This window comes from Nonomuraea sp. NPDC000554 (genome assembly GCF_040300065.1).
Taxonomy (GTDB): Bacteria; Actinomycetota; Actinomycetes; order Streptosporangiales; family Streptosporangiaceae; genus Nonomuraea.
Window position 1 is genome coordinate 725160 of record NZ_JBEPDC010000001.1, and the last position, 22065, is coordinate 747224.

The following is a 22065-nucleotide window of genomic DNA, read 5'->3' on the forward strand; positions in this document are numbered from 1 at the left end:
CCGAGGGAGGACCTCTTCGTGCCCACTGTCCTGCTGCTGTCCACATCGGACACCGACCTGCTCAGTGCCAAAGCCAGCGGTGCCGACTACCGCCTGGGCAACCCCGCCAGACTGACTGCCGGCGATCTCCCCCTGGAGGGCGTCGACCTGATCGTGGTCCGCCTGCTCGGTGGCCGGCGCGCCTGGGAGGAGGGCCTGGACGCGTTGCTGTCCGGCCCCCGCCCGGTCGTGGTGCTGGGCGGCGAGCAGGCGCCCGACGCCGAGCTGATGGAGCTGTCCAGCGTGCCCGGCGGCGTGGTGGCCGAAGCACACGCCTACCTGGCGCACGGCGGCCCGCGCAACCTGGCCGAGCTGCACGCCTTCCTCTCCGACACCGTGCTGCTGACCGGCCACGGATTCGCCCCGCCCGAGGCCACGCCCTCCTGGGGCGTGCTGGAGCGCGAGTCCACCGGGACGGGTCCGGTGATCGCCGTCCTGTACTACCGGGCTCACCACATGGCGGGCAACACCGGCTTCGTCGAATCGCTCTGCCGGGCCGTCGAGGATGCGGGCGGCCGGGCTCTTCCCGTCTTCTGCTCCTCTCTCCGTACGGCGGAGCCGGAACTGCTGGACACGCTGAGGCGAGCGGACGCCCTGGTTGTCACCGTGCTCGCGGCGGGCGGCTCCCGCCCGGCCACCGCGGGCGCGGGCGGGGACGACGAGGCCTGGGACGTGGGCGCGCTGGCCCAGCTCGATGTGCCGATCCTGCAGGGCCTGTGCCTGACCACGAGCCGGCAGGCGTGGGAGGAGAACGATGACGGCCTGTCGCCCCTGGACGCCGCCTCGCAGGTGGCCATCCCGGAGTTCGACGGGCGGATCATCACGGTGCCGTTCTCGTTCAAGGAGATCGACTCCGAAGGGCTGACCGTCTACGTGGCCGATCCCGAGCGGGCGGCTCGCGTGGCGGGCATCGCCGTACGGCACGGCCTGCTCCGGCACACACCACCCGCTTCCCGGAAGCTGGTGATCATGCTGTCGGCCTACCCGACCAAGCACTCCCGGGTCGGCAACGCGGTCGGCCTGGACACGCCCGCCAGCGCCGTACGTCTCCTGAAATGTCTGGAAGAGGCTGGGTATGACCTCGGTGATGGGTTTCCCGGCGTGGCCGAGCAGGACGGCGACGCGCTCATCCACGCGCTCATCGCGGCGGGCGGGCAGGACCAGGACTGGCTGACCGAGGAGCATCTGGCGGGCAACCCGGTGCGCATCCCGGCGCAGACCTACACCGCTTGGTACCGCACGCTGCCCGAAGACCTGCGCGAGGAGATGGAGCGGCATTGGGGGCCGCCGCCGGGAGAGCTGTTCGTGCACGAGGGCGCCATCGTCCTGGCTGCCCTGCGCGCGGGGAATCTCGTGGTGATGGTGCAGCCGCCGCGCGGCTTCGGCGAGAACCCGATCGCCATCTACCACGACCCCGATCTGCCGCCGAGCCACCACTATCTGGCCGCCTACCGTTGGCTGTCGGCCGAGTTCGGCGCGCACGCGATGGTCCATGTGGGCAAGCACGGCAACCTGGAGTGGCTGCCGGGCAAGTCAGCGGGGATGTCGGCCTCGTGCGGCACGGACGCGGCACTCGGGGACCTTCCGCTGATCTACCCGTTCCTGGTCAACGACCCGGGAGAGGGCACGCAGGCCAAGCGGCGGGCACACGCGGTGCTGGTGGACCATCTGGTGCCGCCGATGGCCCGAGCCGAGACCTATGGCGATATTTCCAGACTTGAGCAACTGCTGGACGAGCACGCGACCATCGCCGCCATGGACCCGGCCAAGCTGCCCGCCATCCGCGCCCAGATCTGGACCCTCATCCAGGCCGCCCGGCTCGACCACGACCTGGGTCTGGAAGACCGGCCGCACGACACCGAGTTCGACGACTTCATCCTGCACGTGGACGGCTGGCTCTGCGAGGTCAAGGACGCGCAGATCCGCGACGGGCTGCACGTGCTCGGCCAGGCGCCCGAGGGGCAGGTCCGGGTGGACCTGGTGCTGGCGATGCTCCGGGCCAGGCAGATGTGGGCGGGCAAGGAGACCCTGCCGGGCCTGCGCGAGGCACTCGGCCTGGCCGAGGACGGCACGGCGAGCCTGTCAGCCGTGGACCGGGCGGAGGCGACCGCCCGTGCGCTGGTCGAGGGCATGGAGGCGCGTGACTGGGAGCCCGCCGCCGCCCCCGAGGTGGTGGCGCGGGTGCTGGCGTCCGAGGATGACCTCGTCACCCGGATCATGACCTTCGCCGCCACCGAGGTGGTGCCCAGGCTCCGCCGTACCGTCGACGAGATCGACCACATCCTGCACGCCCTCGACGGCGGCTACGTCCCCGCCGGGCCCAGCGGAAGCCCGCTGCGCGGCCTGATCAACGTGCTGCCGACCGGCCGCAACTTCTACTCGGTGGACCCGCGCGCGGTGCCCAGCCGCCTCGCCTGGGAGACCGGCCAGGCCATGGCCGACTCCCTGCTGGAGCGCTACCGCGCCGACCACGGCGAGTGGCCGCGGTCGGTGGGCCTGTCGGTCTGGGGCACCAGCGCCATGCGTACGGCGGGCGACGACGTGGCCGAGGTCCTCGCACTTCTCGGCGTCCGCCCGGAGTGGGATGAGATGTCCAGGCGGGTGACGCGGCTGGAGCCGATCCCCCTGGCTGAGCTCGGCCGCCCCCGAATCGACGTGACCGTCCGCATCAGTGGCTTCTTCCGCGACGCCTTCCCGCACGTGGTGGCCATGCTCGACGACGCGGTACGGCTGGCCGCCTCGCTGAAGGAGCCGGACGAGGACAACTACATCCGCGCCCACGTGCGAGCCGACGGCAGCGAGCGCCGCATCTTCGGCTCGGCTCCGGGAGCCTACGGCGCGGGCCTGCTGCCGCTGATCGACAGCCGCAACTGGCGCGACGACGCCGACCTGGCCGAGGTCTACGCCGTCTGGGGCGGCTACGCCTACGGCCGCGACCTGGACGGCGTGCCCGCCAGGCAGGACATGGAGAACGCCTACCGCAGGATCGCCGTCGCCGCCAAGAACGTCGACACCCGCGAGCACGACATCGCGGACTCCGACGACTACTTCCAGTACCACGGCGGCATGGTCGCCACCGTCCGGGCGCTGACCGGCAAGGCGCCCGCCGCCTACGTGGGCGACAGCACCCGCCCCGACGCGGTTCGCACCCGCACGCTCTCGGAGGAGACCTCAAGGATCTTCCGCGCCCGTGTGGTCAACCCGCAGTGGCTGGCCGCGATGCGCAGGCACGGCTACAAGGGCGCCTTCGAACTGGCCGCGACCGTGGACTACCTGTTCGGCTACGACGCCACGACCGGGGTCATGGCCGACTGGATGTACGACAAGCTCACCCAGGCCTACGTCCTCGACGCCGAGAACCGGGAGTTCATGGAGAAATCCAACCCCTGGGCGCTGCACGGCATCGCCGAGCGGCTGCTGGAGGCGGCCGATCGCGGCATGTGGGAGCACCCCGACGAGCAGACCCTGCGCGAGCTGCAGGAGGTCTACCTCAAGACCGAAGGCGAGCTGGAGGACCGGTGAGCGGACGACTGTACGGCGTAGGGCTGGGACCGGGCGATCCGGAACTGGTGACGGTCAAGACCGCCCGGCTGATCGGCGAGGCCGACGTGATCGCCTACCACGCCGCCAGGCACGGGCGCAGCATCGCCCGTTCGATCGCCCTGCCGTACATGCGGGAGGGCCAGATCGAGGAGCTCCTGCAGTACCCGCTGACGGTCGAGACCACCGACCATCCGTGTGGGTATCAGGGCGCGCTCGACGACTTCTACGTCGAGTGCGCGGCGCGGCTGGCCGCCCATCTCGACGCAGGCCGGACGGTCGTCGTGCTCAGCGAGGGCGATCCGCTCTTCTACGGCTCCTACATGCACATGCACAAGCGGCTGGCCCATCGCTACCCGACCGAGGTGGTGCCCGGCGTGACCTCGGTGAGCGCGGCGGCGGCCGTGCTGGGGCGGCCGCTGGTGGAGCGCGACGAGGTGCTGACCGTGCTGCCGGGCACGCTCCCGGGCGAGGTGCTGGCCGAGCGGCTGCGCGCGACCGACTCGGCCGCGGTGCTCAAGCTGGGCCGGACCTTCGAGAAGGTGCGCGACGCCTTTGCCGAGGCCGGGAGGCTGGAGGACGCCTGGTACGTGGAGCGCGCCACCATGGGCGCCGAGCGGGTCGCGCCCCTCAAGGAGGTGGACCCGGACGGCGTGCCGTACTTCTCCCTGGCCCTGCTGGCCAGCCCGGCGGAGCGCACCTTCGTGGGAGGCGCCCCCGTCGAAGAGCAGAGGGGTGAGGTCGTCGTGGTCGGGCTGGGCCCCGCGGGGCGGCCCTGGCTGACCCCAGAGGCGCAGGACGCGCTGGCTGTGGCGACCGACATCGTGGGGTACGGGCCGTACGTCGACCGGGTCGCCCCCAACCCGCGCCAGGAGCGGCATCGCACGGACAACCGGGTCGAGGCCGAACGCGCCCGGCATGCTCTGGAGTTGGCGCGTTCCGGAAGGCGGGTGGCCGTGGTCTCATCGGGGGATCCGGGAGTGTTCGCCATGGCGAGCGCCGTCCTGGAGGCCTCGGCGGATTACCCGGATGTGCCCGTGCGTGTGGTGCCGGGGCTGACCGCTGCCCAGGCGGTCGCCTCCCGGGTGGGCGCTCCCCTGGGACACGACTTCTGCGTGCTCTCCCTGTCCGACCTGCTCAAGCCGTGGGAGGTGGTGGCCGCGAGGATCAGCGCGGCGGCGATGGCCGACCTGGTGCTGGCGATCTACAACCCCGCCTCGCGCCGCCGTACCTGGCAGGTGGCCGCCGCGCGTGACCTGCTCCTGGAACACCGGCTTCCGGAGACGCCCGTGGTGATCGGGCGGGACGTCGGCGGGTCCGGCGAATCCGTGACGGTGACGACGCTGGCCGAACTCGACCCGGACCACGTGGACATGCGCTGCCTGCTCATCGTCGGCTCGTCCACCACGCAGGTGACCCCGCAAGGCACGGTCTTCACGCCACGCCGATACCCCTGAGCGCCGCCTCGACCGTCTCGACGTGAGTGACGCCTTCCGGCAGGGGCGGCCGGGCGACCGTGATCACCTTGAGGCCACGTTCACGGGCGGCGGCGAGCTTGGCCTTGGTCAGCTCGCCGCCGCTGTCCTTGGTGACCAGGACGGTCAGACGGTACTCGTCGATGAGGGCCAGTTCGCCTTCGAGCGTGTACGGCCCGCGCCCCAGGATGATGTGGACATTCGGCGGGATCGGCGGCGCTGGGGGATCCACCGACCTTGCGAGGAAGCAGACACCGCTCAGTCCGGAGAAGACCGGCAGGCTCCGCCGACCGGTGGTCAGGAAGACTCGATCCCCGGCGGCCAGCTCGGCGGCAGCCGCCTCCAGCGAAGGCACCCGTACCTCACCCGGCATCTCCGGCCATCCCGGCCTGCACAGCACCAGCAGCGGAATCTCCGCCAGCCGAGCCGCCTCAACCGCGGAAGCCGTCATGCGCGCCGCGAACGGATGGGTCGCGTCGACCAGCGCGTCGGGGCGTTCCTGTTCGAGCCAGGCGGCCAGCCCCTGCGGCCCGCCGAACCCGCCCTCCCGTACCTCGCCGACCGGCAGCCTCGGATTGCTCACCCGGCCCGCCAGCGAGGAGGTCACCTGCACACCCCGCTCGACCAGCTCCGCAGCCAGCGCCCTGGCCTCCGCGGTGCCACCCAGGATCAGGACGCGTCGCACGGTCTCTCCCGCGCAGCACTGTAGAGGTGGCTGTCGGTGAACTCCGACGCGGTCAGCACGCGCCCGACCACGATCACCGCGGTCCGTTTGATCCCGGCCTCGTGCACCTGGGCGGCGATGTCCGCGAGGGTGCCGCGAAGGATCTGCTCGTCGGTACGGCTGGCGTACGCCACCACCGCCACCGGACAGTCCGCGCCGTAGACCGGCAGCAACTCCGCCACCGCGGAGTCGATCCGCTGGACCGCCAGATGCAGCACCATGGTCGCCCGGCCCGCGCCGAGAGTCGCCAGGTCCTCTCCCGGTGGCATCGGCGTGGCACGGGCGGAGGTCCTGGTGAGGATGACGCTCTGGCCGACGCCCGGCACCGTGAGTTCCCGTTTGAGAGATGCCGCCGCCGCCGCGAACGCCGGGACTCCGGGCACGATCTCGTACGGGACGCCGAGCTCTTCCAACCTGCGCACCTGCTCGGCGACCGCGCTGAAGATCGACGGGTCGCCGGAGTGGAGCCGGGCGACGTCCTGGCCCTTGGTGTGTGCCTCGGCGATCTCGGCCACGATCTGGTCCAGCGTCAGGTTGGCCGTGTCCACCTGCCGTGCCCCCGGCGGGCAGGCGTCGAGCAACTCGCGGGGGACGAGCGAGCCCGCGTACAGGCAGACGGGCGCCGACTCCAGCAGGCGCAGCCCGCGCACGGTGATCAGGTCGGCGGCGCCGGGACCGGCCCCGATGAAGAACACCGTCATGAGATCTCCTTGACCACGGTCCACACCGTCACCGGCATCGCGGCCCGCCACCCGGTGAACCCGCCCACCGGGCTCGCCCGCTGCACCGCCAGGCGCACCAGGTCGCCGCCGAGCTTGCCGTACCACTGCCCGACCAGCGCCTCCGACTCCAGGGTCACCGCGTTGGCCACCAGCCGCCCGCCTGGCCGCAGCGCCGCCCAGCAGGCTTCGAACAGGCCCGGCACCGTCGCGCCACCACCGACGAAGACCGCGTCCGGAGTGGGCAGCCCGTCGAGCGCCTGGGGGGCACGGCCCACCACGACGCTCAGCCCCGGGACGCCCAGGCTCCCGGCGTTGCGGCCGATCCGCTCGGCGCGGTCGGCACGGCTTTCTATCGCCACCGCCCGGCAGGAGGGGTGCGTGCGCATCCACTCGATGGCGATGCTGCCCGCGCCTGCTCCGACGTCCCAGAGCAACTCCCCCGGCAAGGGCGCCAACCGTGACAGGCTCACCGCGCGCACCTCGCGCTTGGTCAGCTGACCGTCGTGATCGAACGCCTCGTCGGGCAGGCCCGGCACTCTGGACTGCGGACTGTCGGTTGCCGAGCACTCGATGGCGATGACGCGCAGCGGCGAGTCCGGCCTCGGCGTCTCAGAGCCCAGATCGGCTAGGACGATGACGCGACTGCCCGCATATCCCGAAATATCCAACAAGTCGTGGACGGCCTCCATCGAAGCCCCCAAGACCAGCACCCGCCGCCCCGGCGCGAGCACCGCACGCAGCGCCGCCAGCGGGCGCCCCACCGCGCTCACCACCTCGACCTGCTCGACCGGCCAGCCCAGCCGCGAGCACGCCAGCGAGACAGAGGACACATGCGGCAACACCCGGACCCGCTCGGCACCGACCAGCCGCACAAGGGTCGAGCCGATGCCGTAGAACATGGGATCCCCGCTGGCCAGCACACAGACCGCCCGTCCGGCGAGCGAGTCCAGCAACCCGGGCAGGTTGGGCAGCAGCGGCGACGGCAGCACCACCCGCTCAACCTCCTGGAGGGGCACCAGATCGAGCTGCCTGGCACTCCCGACCAGCACCTCGGCCTGCTCAAGAGCCCTGCGCGAGGCTGGAACCAGCCCGTCCCAGCCGTCCGCGCCGATGCCCACGACCGTGATCACATGTTCCCCAGCACGCGCGTGATGTGGATCTCCAGCACGACCCGCTCCGGATTGGGCCGCGGCGGCTTGTACCTCTCGGTGTAACGCTGCTCGGCATCAGCCACCTGCTCGGGCTCCCGACGCACCACAGCCGTGCCCTCCAGGGTCGACCAGCGGCGGCCGTCGACCTGGCACAGCGCCACGCGCGCCGGGCCCACCTCGACCAACCGGGCCTTACGCGAGCCGCCGGAGGTGATCACCCGGGCGATCCCGGCCTCCAGGTCCAGCGTCGCCCCCACCGGCACCACGTGTACCGTCCCGTCGGGCCGGACGGTGGACAGGGTGCACAGATGCCGTTCCCGCCAGAACTCAGCGAAAGCCTCACCATGGCTGAAAAGGTTCACGGCATATCCTGGCACACTCGTGTCCGTGAAGCGGCTACTCGTCATCGGGATCGGCGCGGGCGACCCCGATCATCTGACCCTCCAGGCCGTCAAGGCCATCGCGGCCACCGACGTCTTCTTCCTCCTCGACAAGGGCGAGGAGAAGCACGACCTGGTACGGCTGCGCCACCAGCTCATCGAGGAACACGCTCGCCGGCCGTACCGGATCGTGGAGGCACGCGACCCCGAGCGGGACAGGACCACCTCCGCCTACACCGAAGCGGTCGAGGACTGGCGTGACCGGCGGGCCACGCTCTACCAGCAGATGATCGACGAGGCCCTCGCCGACGAGCAGACCGGGGCCTTCCTGGTCTGGGGCGACCCCGGCGTCTACGACAGCACCCTGGCCGTCCTGGAGCGCCTGCCGGACTACAAGATCGAGGTGATCCCGGGCATCAGCGCCATTGCCGCGCTCACCGCCCGCCACCGCACCAGCCTCACCCGCGTCGCCCGGCCCGTGCACCTCACCACCGGCCGCCGCCTCGCCGAGGAGGGAGTCACAGCGGACGACATGGTGATCATGCTGGACGCCCGCTGCGCCTTCGACGGGCTGGACGACTACGACATCTACTGGGGCGCCTACCTGGGCACACCGGACGAGATCCTGGTCGCCGGCCCGGTCGCGGAGGTGGGCGAGCGGATCAAGGAGTTGCGCGCCCAAGCACGGGCGAGCAAGGGCTGGATCATGGACACCTACCTGCTGCGACGGCGATGAGCTCAGCGATTGGTCAGGACCGTCCTCGACGGCAAGGGCGGCGGCAGCTCCGCACGCGCCCCGGGCAGGGCGCCTGCAGATTCCGGCACTGCTCTCGGGGCGATCGCCAAGCGCGTGCCGCGGGCCGCTGATCCACCGGACGGGGCTACCCGCACCGGCGGCACCGGCCTCGAAGGATCTGTCCCGCGGGATTGAGGCCGAAGGAACATCGGGCGGCCAGCTGCGCCACGACTGCGTCCAACTCCTTGGCAGGGAGCTCGACGAGGACGCCGCAGCGTTCGCAGACGAGGTGGTGATGCGGGGTCGTCGCCAAGCCGAAGAGTGTCTCGCCCGCGTAGTCGATGCTGTGCAGGACGCCGGGCGCTAGCTTCCGGCGATCGCCGATGTGGGCGGACGGTGCTTCACCCGGTCGCCGTGGCGCGAGCCGTACCCGACGGCCAGGAGCGTGGCCTCGCGGGTGCTCGCCGACAGCGACCGGCCCGGCTTCGCGCTCGCGGTCGCACTGTCGGGCGACGAGGTGTACGGCTTCGCCTACGGCCACCGGTGCTCGGCGCTGGCCCTGCTGGCTTCGCGCACGCCAGGTGAGGACTTCACCTTCAAGGAGCTCGCCGTCGTCCCGGAGCTGTGGTTTCGTCCAGCACGAGCACGGTTTGTCGAGTCGTACGAACAGGCGGGCGACGCCGCCGATCACGACCGGCGCCAGCAGCGGATGGAAACGACCGGCGGACCCACCAGCAGGCTGTCCAGGCCATGACCAGGGCGAAGCCTAGATCATCGAAGCGGGCCCGGCGACGGAGGACGGCGAGCTGGTGGCGCGGTACGACGGACGTTCATGCACCGGCTCACCGTCGCAGAGTCGAGATAATCCCACGCCTGTCGACATATGATCTTTTCATCTGATAACTGCCGGAAAGGCCCACATGCCCCACCCCCTACGTCGACGGTCCGCCCTGCTGGGCGCCGCGGCCGTGGCCGGTCTCGCCCTGTGGGACAGACCGGCCGAGGCGGTCAGCGCCGCCGCGTTCGACGCCGCACGTGAGCGGTGGGTGAGCCTGCTGGCCGGTGGGTCGTACAACTCCGCCTACGCCGACAAGACGCAGGCAGTCGAGGGCTCGGCCAATGCGGTGCTGCGCAGGCTGAATCCCGCCCCCGACCGCCCGAGCCTGTGGCCCGACCTGCCGCTCGACGACCCGCGGACGGGCAACTTCAACCGCGCCTACAACCGCATGCGCGCACTGGCGCTGGGCTGGGCCACGCCGGGCACCGCCATGCACCGGGACATGCAGGTCGCCGAGACCGCGGTCAGGGCGCTGGACTTCCTGTACGAGCACGCCTACCACGAGGGGCTCGACCCGCGGGGCAGCAACTGGTACTGGTGGGAGATCGGCGTCCCTCGCTCGCTGACCGACACCTGCGCCCTGCTGTACGACGGCCTGCCCAAGGACCGCCTCGAGCGCTGGCTGCGCCCATTACGCCGCTGGTGCCCCAACCCAGAGCACCGCGTCAGCCACCCCGGAGTCGTCGAGACCGGCGCCAACCGGGCGGGCAAGGCCATGGCGGTGGCGATGCGCGGATTGCTCACCTACGACGCACGCCTCATCAAGCGGGCCAGGGACGCGGTCTCCGACCTGCTGCGGCAGACCGCGGGCCCAGGCGACGGCTTCTACCGTGACGGTTCGTTCATCCAGCACGACGTGTACCCCTACACCGGCAGCTACGGCGTGGACTACCTGGAGAGCGTGGCCAAGCTGATCGCCATGCTCGCGAGGTCACCGTGGGAGATCACCGGAATTGCGAACGTCTATGACATCGTGGATCGCTCGTTTGTGCCGTTCGTCTTCGACGGGCTGATGATGGACTGCGTACGCGGTCGGCAGATCTCGGTGCAGGGCCACCGCGACTACCACTCAGGGCAGAAAGCGGTCGAGGCCGTCCTCACCTTGCTGGAGGCGGCACCCGAGCGCTATGCCCGCCGCTGGCGACCGCTGGCGAAAGGCTGGCTCACCCGCAACCAGGCCATCCCCTATGACACGCTCGCACCGCTGGCGAGCATCGCGAGGGCCAAGGCCCTGCTGGAGGACCCGTCGGTGCCGGTCGGCCCGCGCACGACGGGCACGTACGTCTTCGCCGACATGGACCGGGTCGTGCACCGCCGTCCCACCTGGGCCTACGCGATCGCGATGAGCTCGGAGCGCATCGGCGCGGCCGAGGCCATGAACCGGGAGAACCTGCACGGCTGGTACACCGGCGACGGCATGACCTACCTCTACACCGGCGACCTCACCCACTGGAACGATGACCTGTGGCCCACGATCGACCCGTACCGGCTACCGGGCACGACGGTCGACACCCGCAGACGCGCCGATCTCCCGCACGGCAAGCGTCGCCTGCCACCCACCCCGTGGGCGGGCGGCGTGGCACTCGACGGCGAGTACGGCGTGGCGGCCATGAAGCTGACCGCCGACGGCTCGTCGCTGCGGGCCAAGAAGGCGTGGTTCCTTCTCGATGACGCGGTGATCGCCCTCGGCACCGGCATCACCGCCTCCGATGGCCGCCGCATCGAGACCATCGTGGAAAACCGCAACACCCACGACAAGCATCCGCCGCTGACGCAGGGCGACGGCTGGGTCCACCTGTCCGGTGTGGCCGGCTACGCGCTGCTCGACGGCGTCGACGTGAAGGTGATCCGCAAGAAGCGCACCGGCCGCTGGCGGGACATCGACAAGGGTGCCACCACCGGAGGCGACACGACCCCCGCCACCAGGCACTACACGACGATCCTCATCGACCACGGCGTCGATCCGCGCAAGGCGCGCTACGCCTATGCCGTACTGCCCGACGCCTCCATCGCGCAGACCGCGGATTACGGCCGGCGGATCGAGATCCTCGCCAACTCCGGAGCGGTGCAGGCCATTTCCCGCGACGACGTGCTCGCCGCCGTCTTCTGGCGTGCGGGGACCGTCGAGACCACGGATGGACCGCTCGCCGCCGACGGCCCATGCACGCTGCTGATCCGCCGCGACCACAAGCGGGTACGGCTCGCGGTCTCCGACCCGTCCAGGACCGCCGACGAGGTGAAGATCACGCTGCCCTGGCCGGTGAAATCGGTCAAGGAAGGCCACCACAGCGTGCGCAAGACCAAGAACGCGGTCAAGGTGAAAGTCGGCGGCAGCCGCGGGCACGCCCACACCGCGGTGGTGCGCGTCTGACCCTCCGAAGCGCTCGAAGCTCAACCCATGCCTGGATGATCGACCATGCCGTGGTCCTCCATTGAGCCTACGGAGATCAATGGCTCAGCACACCGCCAGGCTGCGGTGACCGGCCTGATGCCGTCCTCTCAGAACACCTGAGCCAGGCACCCCAGGGCGACGGCCGCCACGATCGCGGCCACGGCCAGCGCTCTCAGGGATTTGGGGATGCGCACCACGATGTCCCTCCCGTTTCACAAGCAGTACCTCACGAGCCATTCGTCCGCGTCGTAGACCCCCTGTGCAGGGTCCGGTGCGGTGGCTGCGCGCTCTTCGACCGTGTCCTCGAGCCGGACCCGCTCGGGCAGCCGGCCGAAGCGGGCACGCCGCGCGGCCTCGGCGGCGTCCTGCGCCGGTCGCATCTCAGGCGGCCTTCGCGTTGATGGTGACCGGGATGTTGCCTCGGGTCGCCTTGGAGTAGGGGCAGATCTGGTGGGCCGCGGCGCCGAGCTCGTGAGCCGTCTGCTGGTCCACGCCTCCGAGCTCCAGGTTGAGCACGGCGCTGAGGCCGAACTCGCCGTCGTCGCCGTGGTGCAGGGTCACCTCCGCCGTGATGGCCGTGCTCGTCAGCCTGATCTTGCGTTGCGCCGCCGCCCTTCTGACCGCGCCCAGGAAGCAGGAGCCCCAGCCCGCGGCGAACAACTGCTCGGGGTTGGTGGCCCCGCCCGCTCCCCCGAGCTCCTTCGGGATGGCGAGCGTGGTGTCGAGGACGCCGTCGTCGGCCTGGACCCGGCCTCCGTTGCGGCCCTCCCCCGTGACGGTGACGACCCCGGTGTAGCTGGCAGCCATGGCACTTCCCTTCTGGGCAGGTGGAAATCCGCCGGGAACGCATCGCACGTCACCGGTTCAACTGGTGACGATACTGGCAGCCAATCCGTCACCCGTCAAGACGGTGACGCACGAGAGGTTTCATGGCAGGCGGATGTGGCGGCCCTGCCAGCGGGCGCGCAACCAGCGGTCGTGACTGGCGATCACGATCGCGCCGGACCCGTCGGCGCCCAGAGCCTCTTCCAGCTCGTCGGAGAGGCGGGGTGAGAGGTGGTTGGTGGGCTCGTCGAGCAGGAGCACCCCGGGTGGATCGGCCACCAGCAGCGCCAGCGCGAGCCGGCGGCGCTGGCCGACCGACAGCTCCCCCACTCGCAGGTCCTCGTCACGCGGGCGGATCAGGCCGAGCGAGCGCAGCGGCACGGAATCGGCGCGCTCCGAACCGAGCGCCCGCTCGTACGTCTCCCGGACCGTGCGGTCCGGCCGCTTGAACACGGTGTCCTGAGCCAGCAGTCCGACGGTCAGCCCGCGCCGTCGCCGCACCTCTCCCTCCGCGTCCAACCGTCCGGCCAGCACCGCCAGGAGCGTGGACTTGCCCGCACCGTTCGGTCCGGTGACCAGCAGCCGCTCCCCCGGCGCCACGTCGAGCCGGTCGATCGAGAGCCGTCCCGGCACCCGCACGTCCCGCAGTGAAAGCAAGGTTGCGTCGTGGGGATCGCGGGAGCCGGCGGCGACGCCCTCCGCGGCAGCGTCGGCGGCGGCGTGGGCGACCTCCGCGACATCGGCGGCGACGGTGACCAGGGTGCGGGGGCGGAAACGGAGCGGGGGCGGTGGGGCGGGGACCTGCTCCCGTTCCAGCTCGGCGAGCCGGCGGGCGGCATTGCGCACCCGCCGCGAGATCTGGTGCTGCACGCGTCCTCCGCGATGCCCGTACCCCATCTTTTCGTTGTCGCGTCGCAGCCCGTCCATTGCCACCTGCCGCGCCGTCACCGCGACGGCGCGGCGCAGCTCGCCGAGCTCCTCCTGTTCTTCCGCGTGGCGCCGCTCCCAGCGCTCGCGCTCGGCGCGCTTCTCGACCAGGTACGCGCCGTATCCGCCTCCGTACCGGACGGGCCCGTCCACCGCCGGGTCGAGATCGATCAGGTCCGTGCAGACCGCGTCCAGGAACGCCCGGTCGTGGCTCGCCACGACCACCACCCCCGTCATGCCGCGGAGCTGCTCCTCCACGAACACGGCGGCGGTATCGTCCAGGTGGTTGGTGGGCTCGTCCAGCAGCAGCGCGGCGGGCTCTCTGATCAGCAGCGCCGCCAGGGTGAGCCGCACGCGCTGCCCGCCCGACAACGACGCAAGCGCGCGCCCGTGCGGCACGCCGCCCAGGCCGAGCCGGTCGAAGATGATCTCCGCACGCCGGTCGGCGTCCCAGGACTCGCGCTGTTGCGCCTGGTCGAGCCGGGCCCCGTACGCTTCGAGCAGATCGGCGTCGTCCGGGGCCTCGGCGAGCGCCCGGGTGAGCCGGTCGAGCTCGGCCACATCCGTACGGGCCTCTCGCAGGGCGTCGTCGAGCACGTCGGCGACCGTGGCGTCGCCGACAAGCGGGAGCTCCTGGTGCAGGAAGCCCAGATCTGCGGGCCGCACGACGGTGCCGGAGTCCGGCTCGTCCGCTCCGGCCAGCAGCCGCAGCAGGGTGGACTTGCCCGCACCGTTCTCGCCGATCAGCCCGATCCGGTGGCCGGGTGCGGCGGTGAGCGAGACGCCGTCGAGCACGCGCCGCGCGCCCAGCGTCCGTACGAGATCGCGGGCGAGCAGCGCGTCACTCACCGGCGGGCCCCCGAGCTCCAGCCGCCGCCCCCGGACAGCGGCCGCCGCCCCCGGTGAAGGACAGGTCGCTGAAGACGGGCGTGTCATCAGGCCAGGAGAAGGACAGGTGGGAGCAGACGATGAACGCATCGGACATGCGAGAGACCTCGTACGAGAACGCGGGCGCGCCGAAGCCGCCCGGCAAAGGGGACAGGAACCCGGGGAACGACGACCAAGGCCACATCGGCGGCGGTCATGTGCGCCTGCCGGGGCCGATCAACCTCCGGTATCACCCGGAGATGTCGTCGTCACCTGCCACGTCTGGTCTCCTGGCTTCCGATCTCAAGCGTCTTTCACCATAGCAGTCGCCGCGATCAGCGCGTGCCGACCGCCTGGGCGTCCTTCTTGCGCGCCCGGTAGGCAGCCGCCTTGATCTTGTTGCCGCACGACTCCATGCCGCACCACTCCCGGCGCCCGCCCCGCGACCGGTCGATGAAGATCTTGGTGCACTCGGCGTTGGCGCACTCCTTCATCAGCGGCACCTCCGGCCCGCTGAGCAGCTCGACGGCGTGCCGAGCCACGGTGGACAACGCCTGCGCCGGGGTCGCCTCGACCCACCGCCCCTCAGCCGTGAGCTGGGGCGCCGCCGGAGGCATGCGCGCGGTGTCGTTCACCAGGGCAAGCGGCTCGCCGTCATAGCCGTCACCGGCGAGCCGGGCGGTGACCAGCGCGTAGATGGCCTCGCGTACCGCCACCGCCTGGGCCAGATCCGTCTCCTGACAGGGGGAGACGGCATCGACGATGCCGGACTCCAGATACCAGGCGTCGAGCCGGTCCGGGACGTCGAGCGTCTCCACGCGCTCCGTGCGGCGCGCGCGGAGCGTGCAGGCGAGGTCGAGCGCGGGGTTGCCGCACAGAAACACATGCTTCACATCACCAGTTTGACAGGTGACTTCGAGGCGCACAATCGTCGTCACCTCTTGAATCGGTGACGGCTGGAGAAGCGACGCGGTGGAGTACGACTACGTAGTGGTGGGCGCGGGGACCGCCGGCAGCGTTCGCCGACGCGTCAAGCTGCAACGATGTGCTCCGGTGTCCGCGCTCATCGTTGATCTATCTCTTCAACCCATTGGGGATGGTTCTTCCTGGCCCACGCCGACGTCACCGACCCCGTACGCATCCCGCGCCGCGCGAGCGGATCCCGGTAGGCCAGCCGGATGTGCCCGAGCACGACGACGGCGATCGCCAGGGCTGTCACGTCGTGGACGAAGATCGCGCTCGTGCGGGAGATCACCGGCAGGACTCCGGTGAACCACATCAGCAGACCGGTGAACGTCATGACCGGCACGGCTCCGGCGATCCAGCCGGCGTAGATCTTCTGCCCGGCGTTGAACTTGCCGGCCGGACGTGGTCCCGGCGTGTTCCTGCGTACCGCGCGCAGCCACTGCCGGTCGTACGGCGCCAGCCGGTTGAGCCTGCGCAGGTCGGCGCGGAAGGCCCGCGAGGCAAGACCGAGGAGGACGGGCGCGGGCAGCAGGAGCCCGGACCACTCGTGGACGACGACCACCAGGTGGCGGCGGCCGACCAGCTGGGCCAGCGGCGGGAAGTACAGGCAGGCTGCCGCCGCCACGCACACCAGCAGGAGCCCGGCGGTGGCCTTGTGGACCAGGCGCTCGGCCCGACTGAAGCGCGGCAGCAGGCGCTCAGGCCGCCTGGTCGAGCCAGCCGTCGACGTCATAGCCGTACTCCTCCCAGTAACCCGGGACGACCTTGTCGGTGACGGAGATGCCGGAGAGCCATTTGGCGGACTTGTAGAAGTACATCGGGGCGACGTAGAGCCGTACGGGGCCGCCGTGGTCGTGAGTGAGCGGCTCGTCCAGCATGTCCAGGGCCACCAGCACGTCGGGGCGGCGGGCCTGCTCGATCGTGAGGCTCTCGCTGTAGACGCCGTCGAAGCAGGTGAAGCGGACCGCCTTGCCCTCGGGACGCACTCCTGCCAGGTCGAGGAGGTGCGAGAGCAGCACCCCGGCGAAGGGGACGTCCGGCACCCGCCAGCCGTCGGTGCACCGCGCCTCGCCGACGACCCGCGTCTGCGGCAGCGCGCGCAGCTCGTCCAGCGTGTACGTCCCAGGGCGCTCGACGAGGCCACCGATCTCCAGCCCGTAATCGGCCGCGGTCTTCCTGGGCACCGAGGCCGCCACGCTGTAGTAGCGGAAGCCGCCCGGGTTGGGCAGCAGCCCGGTGAGGCCGGTGGGGTCATTCTGGGAGGCGGCACCGAGGAATCGTTCCCAGCCGCCCTGCACGAGAGGCGCGGCGGCGAGGGCGGCCGCGCCGGCGCCGAGCATCGAGAGCATCACCCGGCGCGCGATGGGCGGGCCGCTCTCCGCCGAATGTCGTTGATCAGTCACACCTGCGATTCGAGCAGGCGCGACGTACTCCCGCGAGGAATGGGCGAGGTCTGTAAGACTTCCGTCAGTTTTGCCGAAGGCGCTGTTCGCCGAAGAGATCACCACCGCCATGGCCCTGGGAGAGCATCGGCGAGGCGCCGCCACGCCCTGGCCGTCGGCATCATCGCCGCCCGGCACGTTCAGCCGGTCAGGATCCGCAGGTCTGTCACGGTGTACGACAGTGAGCCGCGAAATCCGACGCCGGTGCGGACGCCCTTGAGGTCGGCGATTTCGTCTTGGACGAGGGCATTGCCCGGGAGGACAGAGGCCATCGCCAGCTAGGCCGCCCTCGGGTGGCGAAGGTTGGACGGGGAGGGCGGAAGTTCCCGCCTGCGATGCCGTTCAGGCCGACTGCGCGACCTTGTCGATGAGGGCGGCCAATTGGCGCGGCTGAGACAGGAACGGAGAGTGAGCGCTGGTGATCCGGCGGATCTCGTTGGCTTGGGCCGCCATTTTCTCCTGCAGCGCGGGCGGGATGGCTTTGTCTTGCTCGGTGACGATGTAGGTGGACGGGATGTCCCGCCAGGCGGCTGCGTGGACTTTCTCCGCGAACGATCGGACGGTCTGCTGGACCAGCTCGCTCATCGCCTGCTCTGCCTCGGCGTCGGTCAGGTCGCCGTAGAGCGAGGTACGCGGTTCGCTGATGAGCGGGAACAGGCCGCTCATGTCTTCGGGGTCGGGGATGCCGTGGAGGGTGTACATCGACTGTCCCTTGTCCGGCATGTATGCGGCGAGGTAGATCAGCCGCTCGACGTTGCCCGCTCCGGCGGCGGCCTCGGTGATCGGGATGCCCGCGTAGGAGTGGCCGAGCAGCACGACCGGCTCCTCGATCGACGCCAGTTCCGTGGCCAGCACGGCGGCGTCCTCGTCTATGCCGGCGGTGGGATGTTCGCCGGAGCTGGGTAGCGCCGGCGAACGCGTGTCATAGCCGAGGGCGTGTAGCTCGGTCTCAAGCTTCGCCCAGCAGGTCGGCCGGTGCCAGGCGCCGTGGACGAGCATTACGGTTGTCATGAACGGTGCTCCAAGGTTCTCAATGTGATATGTGCGCAGGCGTCACCCCAGGCCAGGAAAGCCCGATGGCCGTCGGCAAACTCAATGCGGGTGGACTACGCCTTTGAACTGGTACCGATGCCTGGCATGACCGCAAGGCTAGGCGTCACGGATTGGACCCGGAATGATCCAGGGTCCAACATAGTTGCGTGATCGTCCAGCAAGCTGATCCCCTCCAAGACGTCCTCACCCTCGTCGGCACGACCAGCCGCCTGTCCATTGGGCTGGTGGCCGGCGGCGAGTGGGCGCTGTCGTTCGAGCCACCGCCGGCGGTCAAGTTCAACGCGGTGCGCCGCGGCCACTGCCTGCTCACCGTCGACGGCGTGCCGGAGCCGATCGATCTGGCCGAGGGCGACTGCTTCCTGCTCACCCGGCCACGCGCCTTCACCCTGGCCAGCGGTCCGGGGGTGCGGCCGGTCCCGGCCCACCCGGTCTTCGCGGCGGCCACCGGCGGCGTGGCCCGGGTGGGGACCGGCGAGGACGTGGTCTTCGTCGGCGGCCGGTTCGATTTCGGCGAGCGGGCCAAGGAACTGTTGCTCGACGTGTTGCCGCCGGTGATCCACGTGCCTGGCCGCACCGCCGAGGCGGCGACCGTGCGCTGGGCGCTCGAGCAGATCGACGCCGAGCTCCGCGACCGGCCGCTCGCCTCGACACTGGTCACCGAGCATCTCGCCCTGGTTATGCTGATCCACCTGCTGCGTCTGCACCTGACCGTCGCCGGGCCGGGTCCGGCGTCCGGCTGGTTGGCCGGGCTCACCGACCCGGTCGTGGCCCCGGCGCTGCGAGCCATGCACGCCCGACCAGCCCACGCCTGGACAGTGGCGCAGCTGGCCGAGGTCGCGGCGGTGTCCCGCTCGACGCTCGCCGCCCGGTTCAAGCATGCCGTCGGGCAGGGCCCGCTGGACTACCTGACCGGATGGCGGATCGAGCTGGCCGCCGAGCGCCTGCGCCGCGGCGACGAGACGGTGGCGATGATCGCTCGTAAGGTCGGCTACGGCTCGGAGAGCGCGCTGAGCAACGCGTTCAAGCGGGTCACCGGCGCGTCCCCGCGTGAATACCGCCGCCGGATCAGCCCGGTCGGCGAATGAGCCGAGTGGAGGCGTGAACGGCATGTACGCCGATGGGATCGCCGTTCTCCAGCTTCACGAGGACCTGCGCCGCCGTACCAGTCGGGGGCCTCCGATCCCCTCGATGGTGGACGAAGAGATGCCGAGGATCATCGCCGGTCCGGTACGTCGATCTTGGGTGCCACCACGGTCCCCGATCCCTCGTCCACGACGCCGGACACGTCCTGACGGAGGAACAGGTTCAGGTGCTGGTCCGCCCACAGCTCCTCCTCCAGATGGTGGTCTCGCCATTGCGCTGGGGGGTCGGCCAGCCAGTCGTGGCCGAAGATCGCGTACGGATGGTCCGCGCGCACGCACTCCAGCTCGTACTGGCCCAGATAATCCATCAACGGCCGCCACAACTGTCCGTTCGCCGCGACCAGGTACGAGGCCGCCAACCCCGGTTCGTGCAGCCAGCCGCGCATCATCCACGCCTGGAACACGTCCGTGATGGGAGACGGCTTGGGTTCGAAGTCGGGGCCGATCAGATGCCGCGTGATCGCGATGTGCGCCCCGGGAGGCACAGCCATGCGCCGGCTCACGTCGTACCAGATCTCCCCCACGACAGGGTCGGCCTCCAGTTCTTCCCGCGCCGGCGTCCGCAGGGTCAGCCAGCTCATGAAGGCACGCAGACGGTTGCTCTTGCGGCACCGGAGCAGGGAGAACGCCTCCGGCTGACGACCCAGCCAGAACCGGACGGACGCGGCCGTGATCTCGCCATGGGTCTCGCGCGCCATGGTGACGAGTTCGTCGTGGTCGGCGGGGGTCGCATCAGCCGCCCGCACATCCTCCTCGCCCACCCGCGAGACGTACCGGCACACGACTTCACCGCGCCGGCGCAGATGGCTGATCGTCCGCATGACCGCCACGCACGCGTGCGGGTCACGGGCGTCGCGCAAGAGCTCGTCCATGACGTAACGGCGAATCCGCCGGTGCATCCGCTCATAGCCGACGGGGTCCCGCCACCGCAGGTGGTAGTCGAGGGCTTCGCGCAGCACCCCGTTGACGTCCAGGCCGTGGGCGGCGGTTTCGACATACGGTTGCGCTCGGAGCCAGTCGAACAGCTCTGCCGCCCGGCCGCCCGGCACCACCGCCCTGAGGAGGTCTTCGGTGGTGTGGCGGGCGTGCGCGCACACGTGCAACGCCCACCGGTGCATATCCGTCGGCGCGCTACCGGCCAGGAGTGCGAGCACGTTGTCGACCACGTAGCGTACGGCGTCGCGGCGCAGCGGCTGTCCTGTGGCCGACATGTTCCTGCCGACCTCTGCGGCGAGCGACAGCGCGAAGGGGTTGCCGGCGGCGAAGTCCACGATGGACTTCCGGAGGCCGGGGTCGACGCCGCGGGCTTCGACCAGCGCGGCGGACTCCGTGGCGGCGAGGGCATCGAGGTGCCGGATCACGATCGTCCCGGACCAGGCCGGATCGGTGAGCCAGGCGGCACTCGGCCCGGTCCGGCCCGCCACCACGATGATCGCATTGCCGGGCAGCTGCCGGAGGTACGCGTCGCGCAGCCACGGTTCGAGGTCTCCCAGCTCCTCGAAGGAGTCGATGAGGAGAACCGGGCCGGAGACGCAGGAGAGCTCTTCCGCGAATCGCTCGAGGCGTTCGCGCGCTTCCGCGGTCGCCGAGCCGTGGAGGTGCCATACCTGCCGGCCCGCGGCGGTCGCGTCGTCGGCGAGTTTACGCAGCAGCGTCGACTTGCCGATGCCGGCGGGTCCGCGGACGAAGAGAAGACCCAGACGTTCGCCACGGCTCTGCTTCAGCAGGTCCTGGAAGGCGGCGCGTTCCGTGCCCCTGCCGACGAACTGCCCATCGGAAGGCCGCGTGCCCGCTGGCAAAGCGGCCTCCTGCGGGGAGCGTGCGGCGGGCCGCTCGGCCCATGGGGCGGGGGCGAATGCGTCGTCGTGGTCTGCGTCGGCCCGGAGGATCTTGTCGTGGATCGCCCGTAGCCGCAGTCCCGGGCTGACGCCCAGTTCCTTGCCCAGCAGGTCGTAGACCGTCCGGTAGATCTCGAGCGCCTCTGCCCGCCTGCCACTGCGGTACAGGGCGAGAAGATAGATCTCGTACAACGGCTCTTCGAGTCGGTTCTGCTTGATGAGGAGCGGGACCTCGGCCGTCACCTCGGCATGCTCGCCCAGTTCCAGGCGGAGCTGCAGCAACTCCTTGGTGGCGATCAGCTTCAGCCGTTCCAGCCGGAACCGCTCACGTTCGGCGGCCTCGCCCGGGACTCCCGCCAGCGCCGTACCCGTCCAGAGGCCGAGCGCCTGTTCCACATGAGTCGCGGCCATCGAGATCTGCCCACTCGCGCGCTCCTGCCTGGCGGTTTCGAGCAGATCGGCGAACTCGGTGGCGTCCAGCGCGAACAGCGACGGGTCGAGCATGTAGCCCCCGGACTGGGAGCTGATCGCCGAACCCAGTCCGTGCTCGGACAGCAGCCGCCGGATGCGGGAGATGTAGGTCCGTATGACGGCTTCGCCGGTGGCCGGTGCCCGCTCGCCCCACAGGCCGTCGACCAGCTCACCGATCCGCACGAAGCTGCCGCTGTCGGCCAGTAGCACCATCAGGACGGCCTGTTGTTGCGGTGCGCCGAGATCCAGTCGCGTCTCACCGCAATGGAGACCGGGCGGTCCGAGAACGGTGAACCTGCAGGGAGCCGAGACGACGTTCGGCTGTCCGATCACGATCGGGGGCGCTTTCCTGGCGAGAGCGCACGTCGTACGGGCCTGCGGTAGTACATCCGAAGAAGGTAGGTTCGCTCGGACCGTCTTCGCGAGCGTCACGTGACGCTGTGCGTGTACGTCATTCCGGGGCCAGCATCCCGGGACAGACATGCCGGAAACACACAGACCACCGATAGGCCGGACAATGGGTCGGCGCAGCATAAG

The 22065-nt window shown here is 70.6% G+C and carries 19 protein-coding genes; 6 read left to right on the plus strand and 13 right to left on the minus strand.

Going from position 1 to position 22065, the window contains the following annotated elements; all coding sequences use genetic code 11:
- Positions 1–18 precede the first annotated feature (18 nt).
- Positions 19–3561, plus strand: coding sequence for a cobaltochelatase subunit CobN (cobN, locus tag ABT294_RS03635; protein ID WP_350803256.1), 3543 nt, complete (start codon positions 19–21; stop codon positions 3559–3561).
- Positions 3558–5036: a precorrin-3B C(17)-methyltransferase gene (gene cobJ, locus ABT294_RS03640; RefSeq protein ID WP_350803258.1), complete on the plus strand. Its 1479-nt coding sequence runs from the start codon at positions 3558–3560 to the stop codon at positions 5034–5036. The genes cobN and cobJ overlap by 4 nt, the downstream gene beginning before the upstream one ends.
- Here the strand turns inward: cobJ and ABT294_RS03645 are convergent.
- The 4 genes from ABT294_RS03645 to ABT294_RS03660 are packed head-to-tail and all read right to left on the minus strand — an operon-like array spanning position 5014 to position 8013.
- A complete protein-coding gene (locus ABT294_RS03645) occupies positions 5014–5739 on the minus strand; it encodes a cobalt-precorrin-6A reductase (RefSeq protein WP_350803259.1) in 726 nt (241 codons plus the stop codon). The two genes, cobJ and ABT294_RS03645, sit on opposite strands and share 23 nt — an antisense overlap.
- Complete coding sequence (gene cobM / locus ABT294_RS03650) at positions 5724–6479, minus strand: precorrin-4 C(11)-methyltransferase (RefSeq protein WP_350803260.1); 756 nt, start codon at positions 6477–6479, stop codon at positions 5724–5726. Before cobM ends, ABT294_RS03645 begins: the two co-directional genes overlap by 16 nt.
- On the minus strand, positions 6476–7630 hold the full coding sequence (gene cbiE / locus ABT294_RS03655) for a precorrin-6y C5,15-methyltransferase (decarboxylating) subunit CbiE (protein WP_350803261.1): 1155 nt from the start codon (positions 7628–7630) through the stop codon (positions 6476–6478). Before cbiE ends, cobM begins: the two co-directional genes overlap by 4 nt.
- Positions 7627–8013: a PPOX class F420-dependent oxidoreductase gene (locus tag ABT294_RS03660; protein ID WP_350803262.1), complete on the minus strand. Its 387-nt coding sequence runs from the start codon at positions 8011–8013 to the stop codon at positions 7627–7629. Before ABT294_RS03660 ends, cbiE begins: the two co-directional genes overlap by 4 nt.
- A gap of 25 nt (positions 8014–8038) precedes the next feature.
- On the opposite strand from ABT294_RS03660, the gene cobF reads away from it, so the two are divergent.
- The 3 genes from cobF (at position 8039) to ABT294_RS03675 (ending at position 11976) form a co-directional block, all read left to right on the plus strand.
- Positions 8039–8767, plus strand: coding sequence for a precorrin-6A synthase (deacetylating) (gene cobF / locus ABT294_RS03665; RefSeq protein WP_350803263.1), 729 nt, complete (start codon positions 8039–8041; stop codon positions 8765–8767).
- Positions 8768–9152: 385 nt separating this feature from the next.
- Complete coding sequence (locus ABT294_RS03670; protein ID WP_350803264.1) at positions 9153–9521, plus strand: hypothetical protein; 369 nt, start codon at positions 9153–9155, stop codon at positions 9519–9521.
- A gap of 166 nt (positions 9522–9687) precedes the next feature.
- The gene (locus ABT294_RS03675; protein ID WP_350803265.1) at positions 9688–11976 is read left to right on the plus strand and encodes a polysaccharide lyase 8 family protein; all 2289 of its coding nucleotides are present in this window, start codon (positions 9688–9690) and stop codon (positions 11974–11976) included.
- Between the two features lie 402 nt (positions 11977–12378).
- Here the strand turns inward: ABT294_RS03675 and ABT294_RS03680 are convergent, their stop codons facing one another.
- The 8 genes from ABT294_RS03680 to ABT294_RS03715 all read right to left on the minus strand — a co-directional run bounded on the left by ABT294_RS03680 (position 12379) and on the right by ABT294_RS03715 (position 18035).
- The gene (locus tag ABT294_RS03680) at positions 12379–12804 is read right to left on the minus strand and encodes an organic hydroperoxide resistance protein (RefSeq protein ID WP_350803266.1); all 426 of its coding nucleotides are present in this window, start codon (positions 12802–12804) and stop codon (positions 12379–12381) included.
- Positions 12805–12924: 120 nt separating this feature from the next.
- Positions 12925–14598: an ABC-F family ATP-binding cassette domain-containing protein gene (locus tag ABT294_RS03685; protein ID WP_350803268.1), complete on the minus strand. Its 1674-nt coding sequence runs from the start codon at positions 14596–14598 to the stop codon at positions 12925–12927.
- The gene (locus ABT294_RS03690) at positions 14591–14734 is read right to left on the minus strand and encodes a hypothetical protein (RefSeq protein ID WP_350803269.1); all 144 of its coding nucleotides are present in this window, start codon (positions 14732–14734) and stop codon (positions 14591–14593) included. The genes ABT294_RS03685 and ABT294_RS03690 overlap by 8 nt, the downstream gene beginning before the upstream one ends.
- A 217-nt stretch (positions 14735–14951) precedes the next feature.
- The gene (locus ABT294_RS03695; RefSeq protein WP_350803270.1) at positions 14952–15509 is read right to left on the minus strand and encodes a CGNR zinc finger domain-containing protein; all 558 of its coding nucleotides are present in this window, start codon (positions 15507–15509) and stop codon (positions 14952–14954) included.
- Positions 15510–15679: 170 nt separating this feature from the next.
- Positions 15680–16315, minus strand: a complete 636-nt coding sequence (locus tag ABT294_RS03700) for a cytochrome b/b6 domain-containing protein (protein ID WP_350803271.1) — start codon at positions 16313–16315, stop codon at positions 15680–15682.
- Positions 16281–16985, minus strand: a complete 705-nt coding sequence (locus ABT294_RS03705) for a molybdopterin-dependent oxidoreductase (protein ID WP_350803272.1) — start codon at positions 16983–16985, stop codon at positions 16281–16283. The genes ABT294_RS03700 and ABT294_RS03705 overlap by 35 nt, the downstream gene beginning before the upstream one ends.
- 179 nt (positions 16986–17164) lie before the next feature.
- On the minus strand, positions 17165–17296 hold the full coding sequence (locus tag ABT294_RS03710; protein WP_350803273.1) for a hypothetical protein: 132 nt from the start codon (positions 17294–17296) through the stop codon (positions 17165–17167).
- A gap of 70 nt (positions 17297–17366) precedes the next feature.
- The gene (locus tag ABT294_RS03715; RefSeq protein WP_350803274.1) at positions 17367–18035 is read right to left on the minus strand and encodes an alpha/beta hydrolase; all 669 of its coding nucleotides are present in this window, start codon (positions 18033–18035) and stop codon (positions 17367–17369) included.
- Between the two features lie 188 nt (positions 18036–18223).
- On the opposite strand from ABT294_RS03715, the gene ABT294_RS03720 reads away from it, so the two are divergent.
- Complete coding sequence (locus ABT294_RS03720) at positions 18224–19162, plus strand: AraC family transcriptional regulator (protein ID WP_350803275.1); 939 nt, start codon at positions 18224–18226, stop codon at positions 19160–19162.
- A gap of 128 nt (positions 19163–19290) precedes the next feature.
- On the opposite strand, the gene ABT294_RS03725 is transcribed toward ABT294_RS03720, so the two are convergent.
- Positions 19291–21741, minus strand: coding sequence for a BTAD domain-containing putative transcriptional regulator (locus ABT294_RS03725; protein ID WP_350803276.1), 2451 nt, complete (start codon positions 21739–21741; stop codon positions 19291–19293).
- Positions 21742–22065: the final 324 nt, after the last annotated feature.

Coding starts and splice junctions, on each gene's coding strand:
- ABT294_RS03690 (WP_350803269.1), bottom strand. CDS start 14,734: ATGTCCGATGCGTTCATCGTCTGCTCCCACCTGTCCTTCTCCTGGCCT.
- ABT294_RS03680 (WP_350803266.1), bottom strand. CDS start 12,804: ATGGCTGCCAGCTACACCGGGGTCGTCACCGTCACGGGGGAGGGCCGC.
- ABT294_RS03700 (WP_350803271.1), bottom strand. CDS start 16,315: ATGACGTCGACGGCTGGCTCGACCAGGCGGCCTGAGCGCCTGCTGCCG.
- ABT294_RS03675 (WP_350803265.1), top strand. CDS start 9,688: ATGCCCCACCCCCTACGTCGACGGTCCGCCCTGCTGGGCGCCGCGGCC.
- ABT294_RS03710 (WP_350803273.1), bottom strand. CDS start 17,296: ATGGCCTCTGTCCTCCCGGGCAATGCCCTCGTCCAAGACGAAATCGCC.
- cobM (WP_350803260.1), bottom strand. CDS start 6,479: ATGACGGTGTTCTTCATCGGGGCCGGTCCCGGCGCCGCCGACCTGATC.
- ABT294_RS03725 (WP_350803276.1), bottom strand. CDS start 21,741: ATGGTGCTACTGGCCGACAGCGGCAGCTTCGTGCGGATCGGTGAGCTG.
- ABT294_RS03715 (WP_350803274.1), bottom strand. CDS start 18,035: ATGACAACCGTAATGCTCGTCCACGGCGCCTGGCACCGGCCGACCTGC.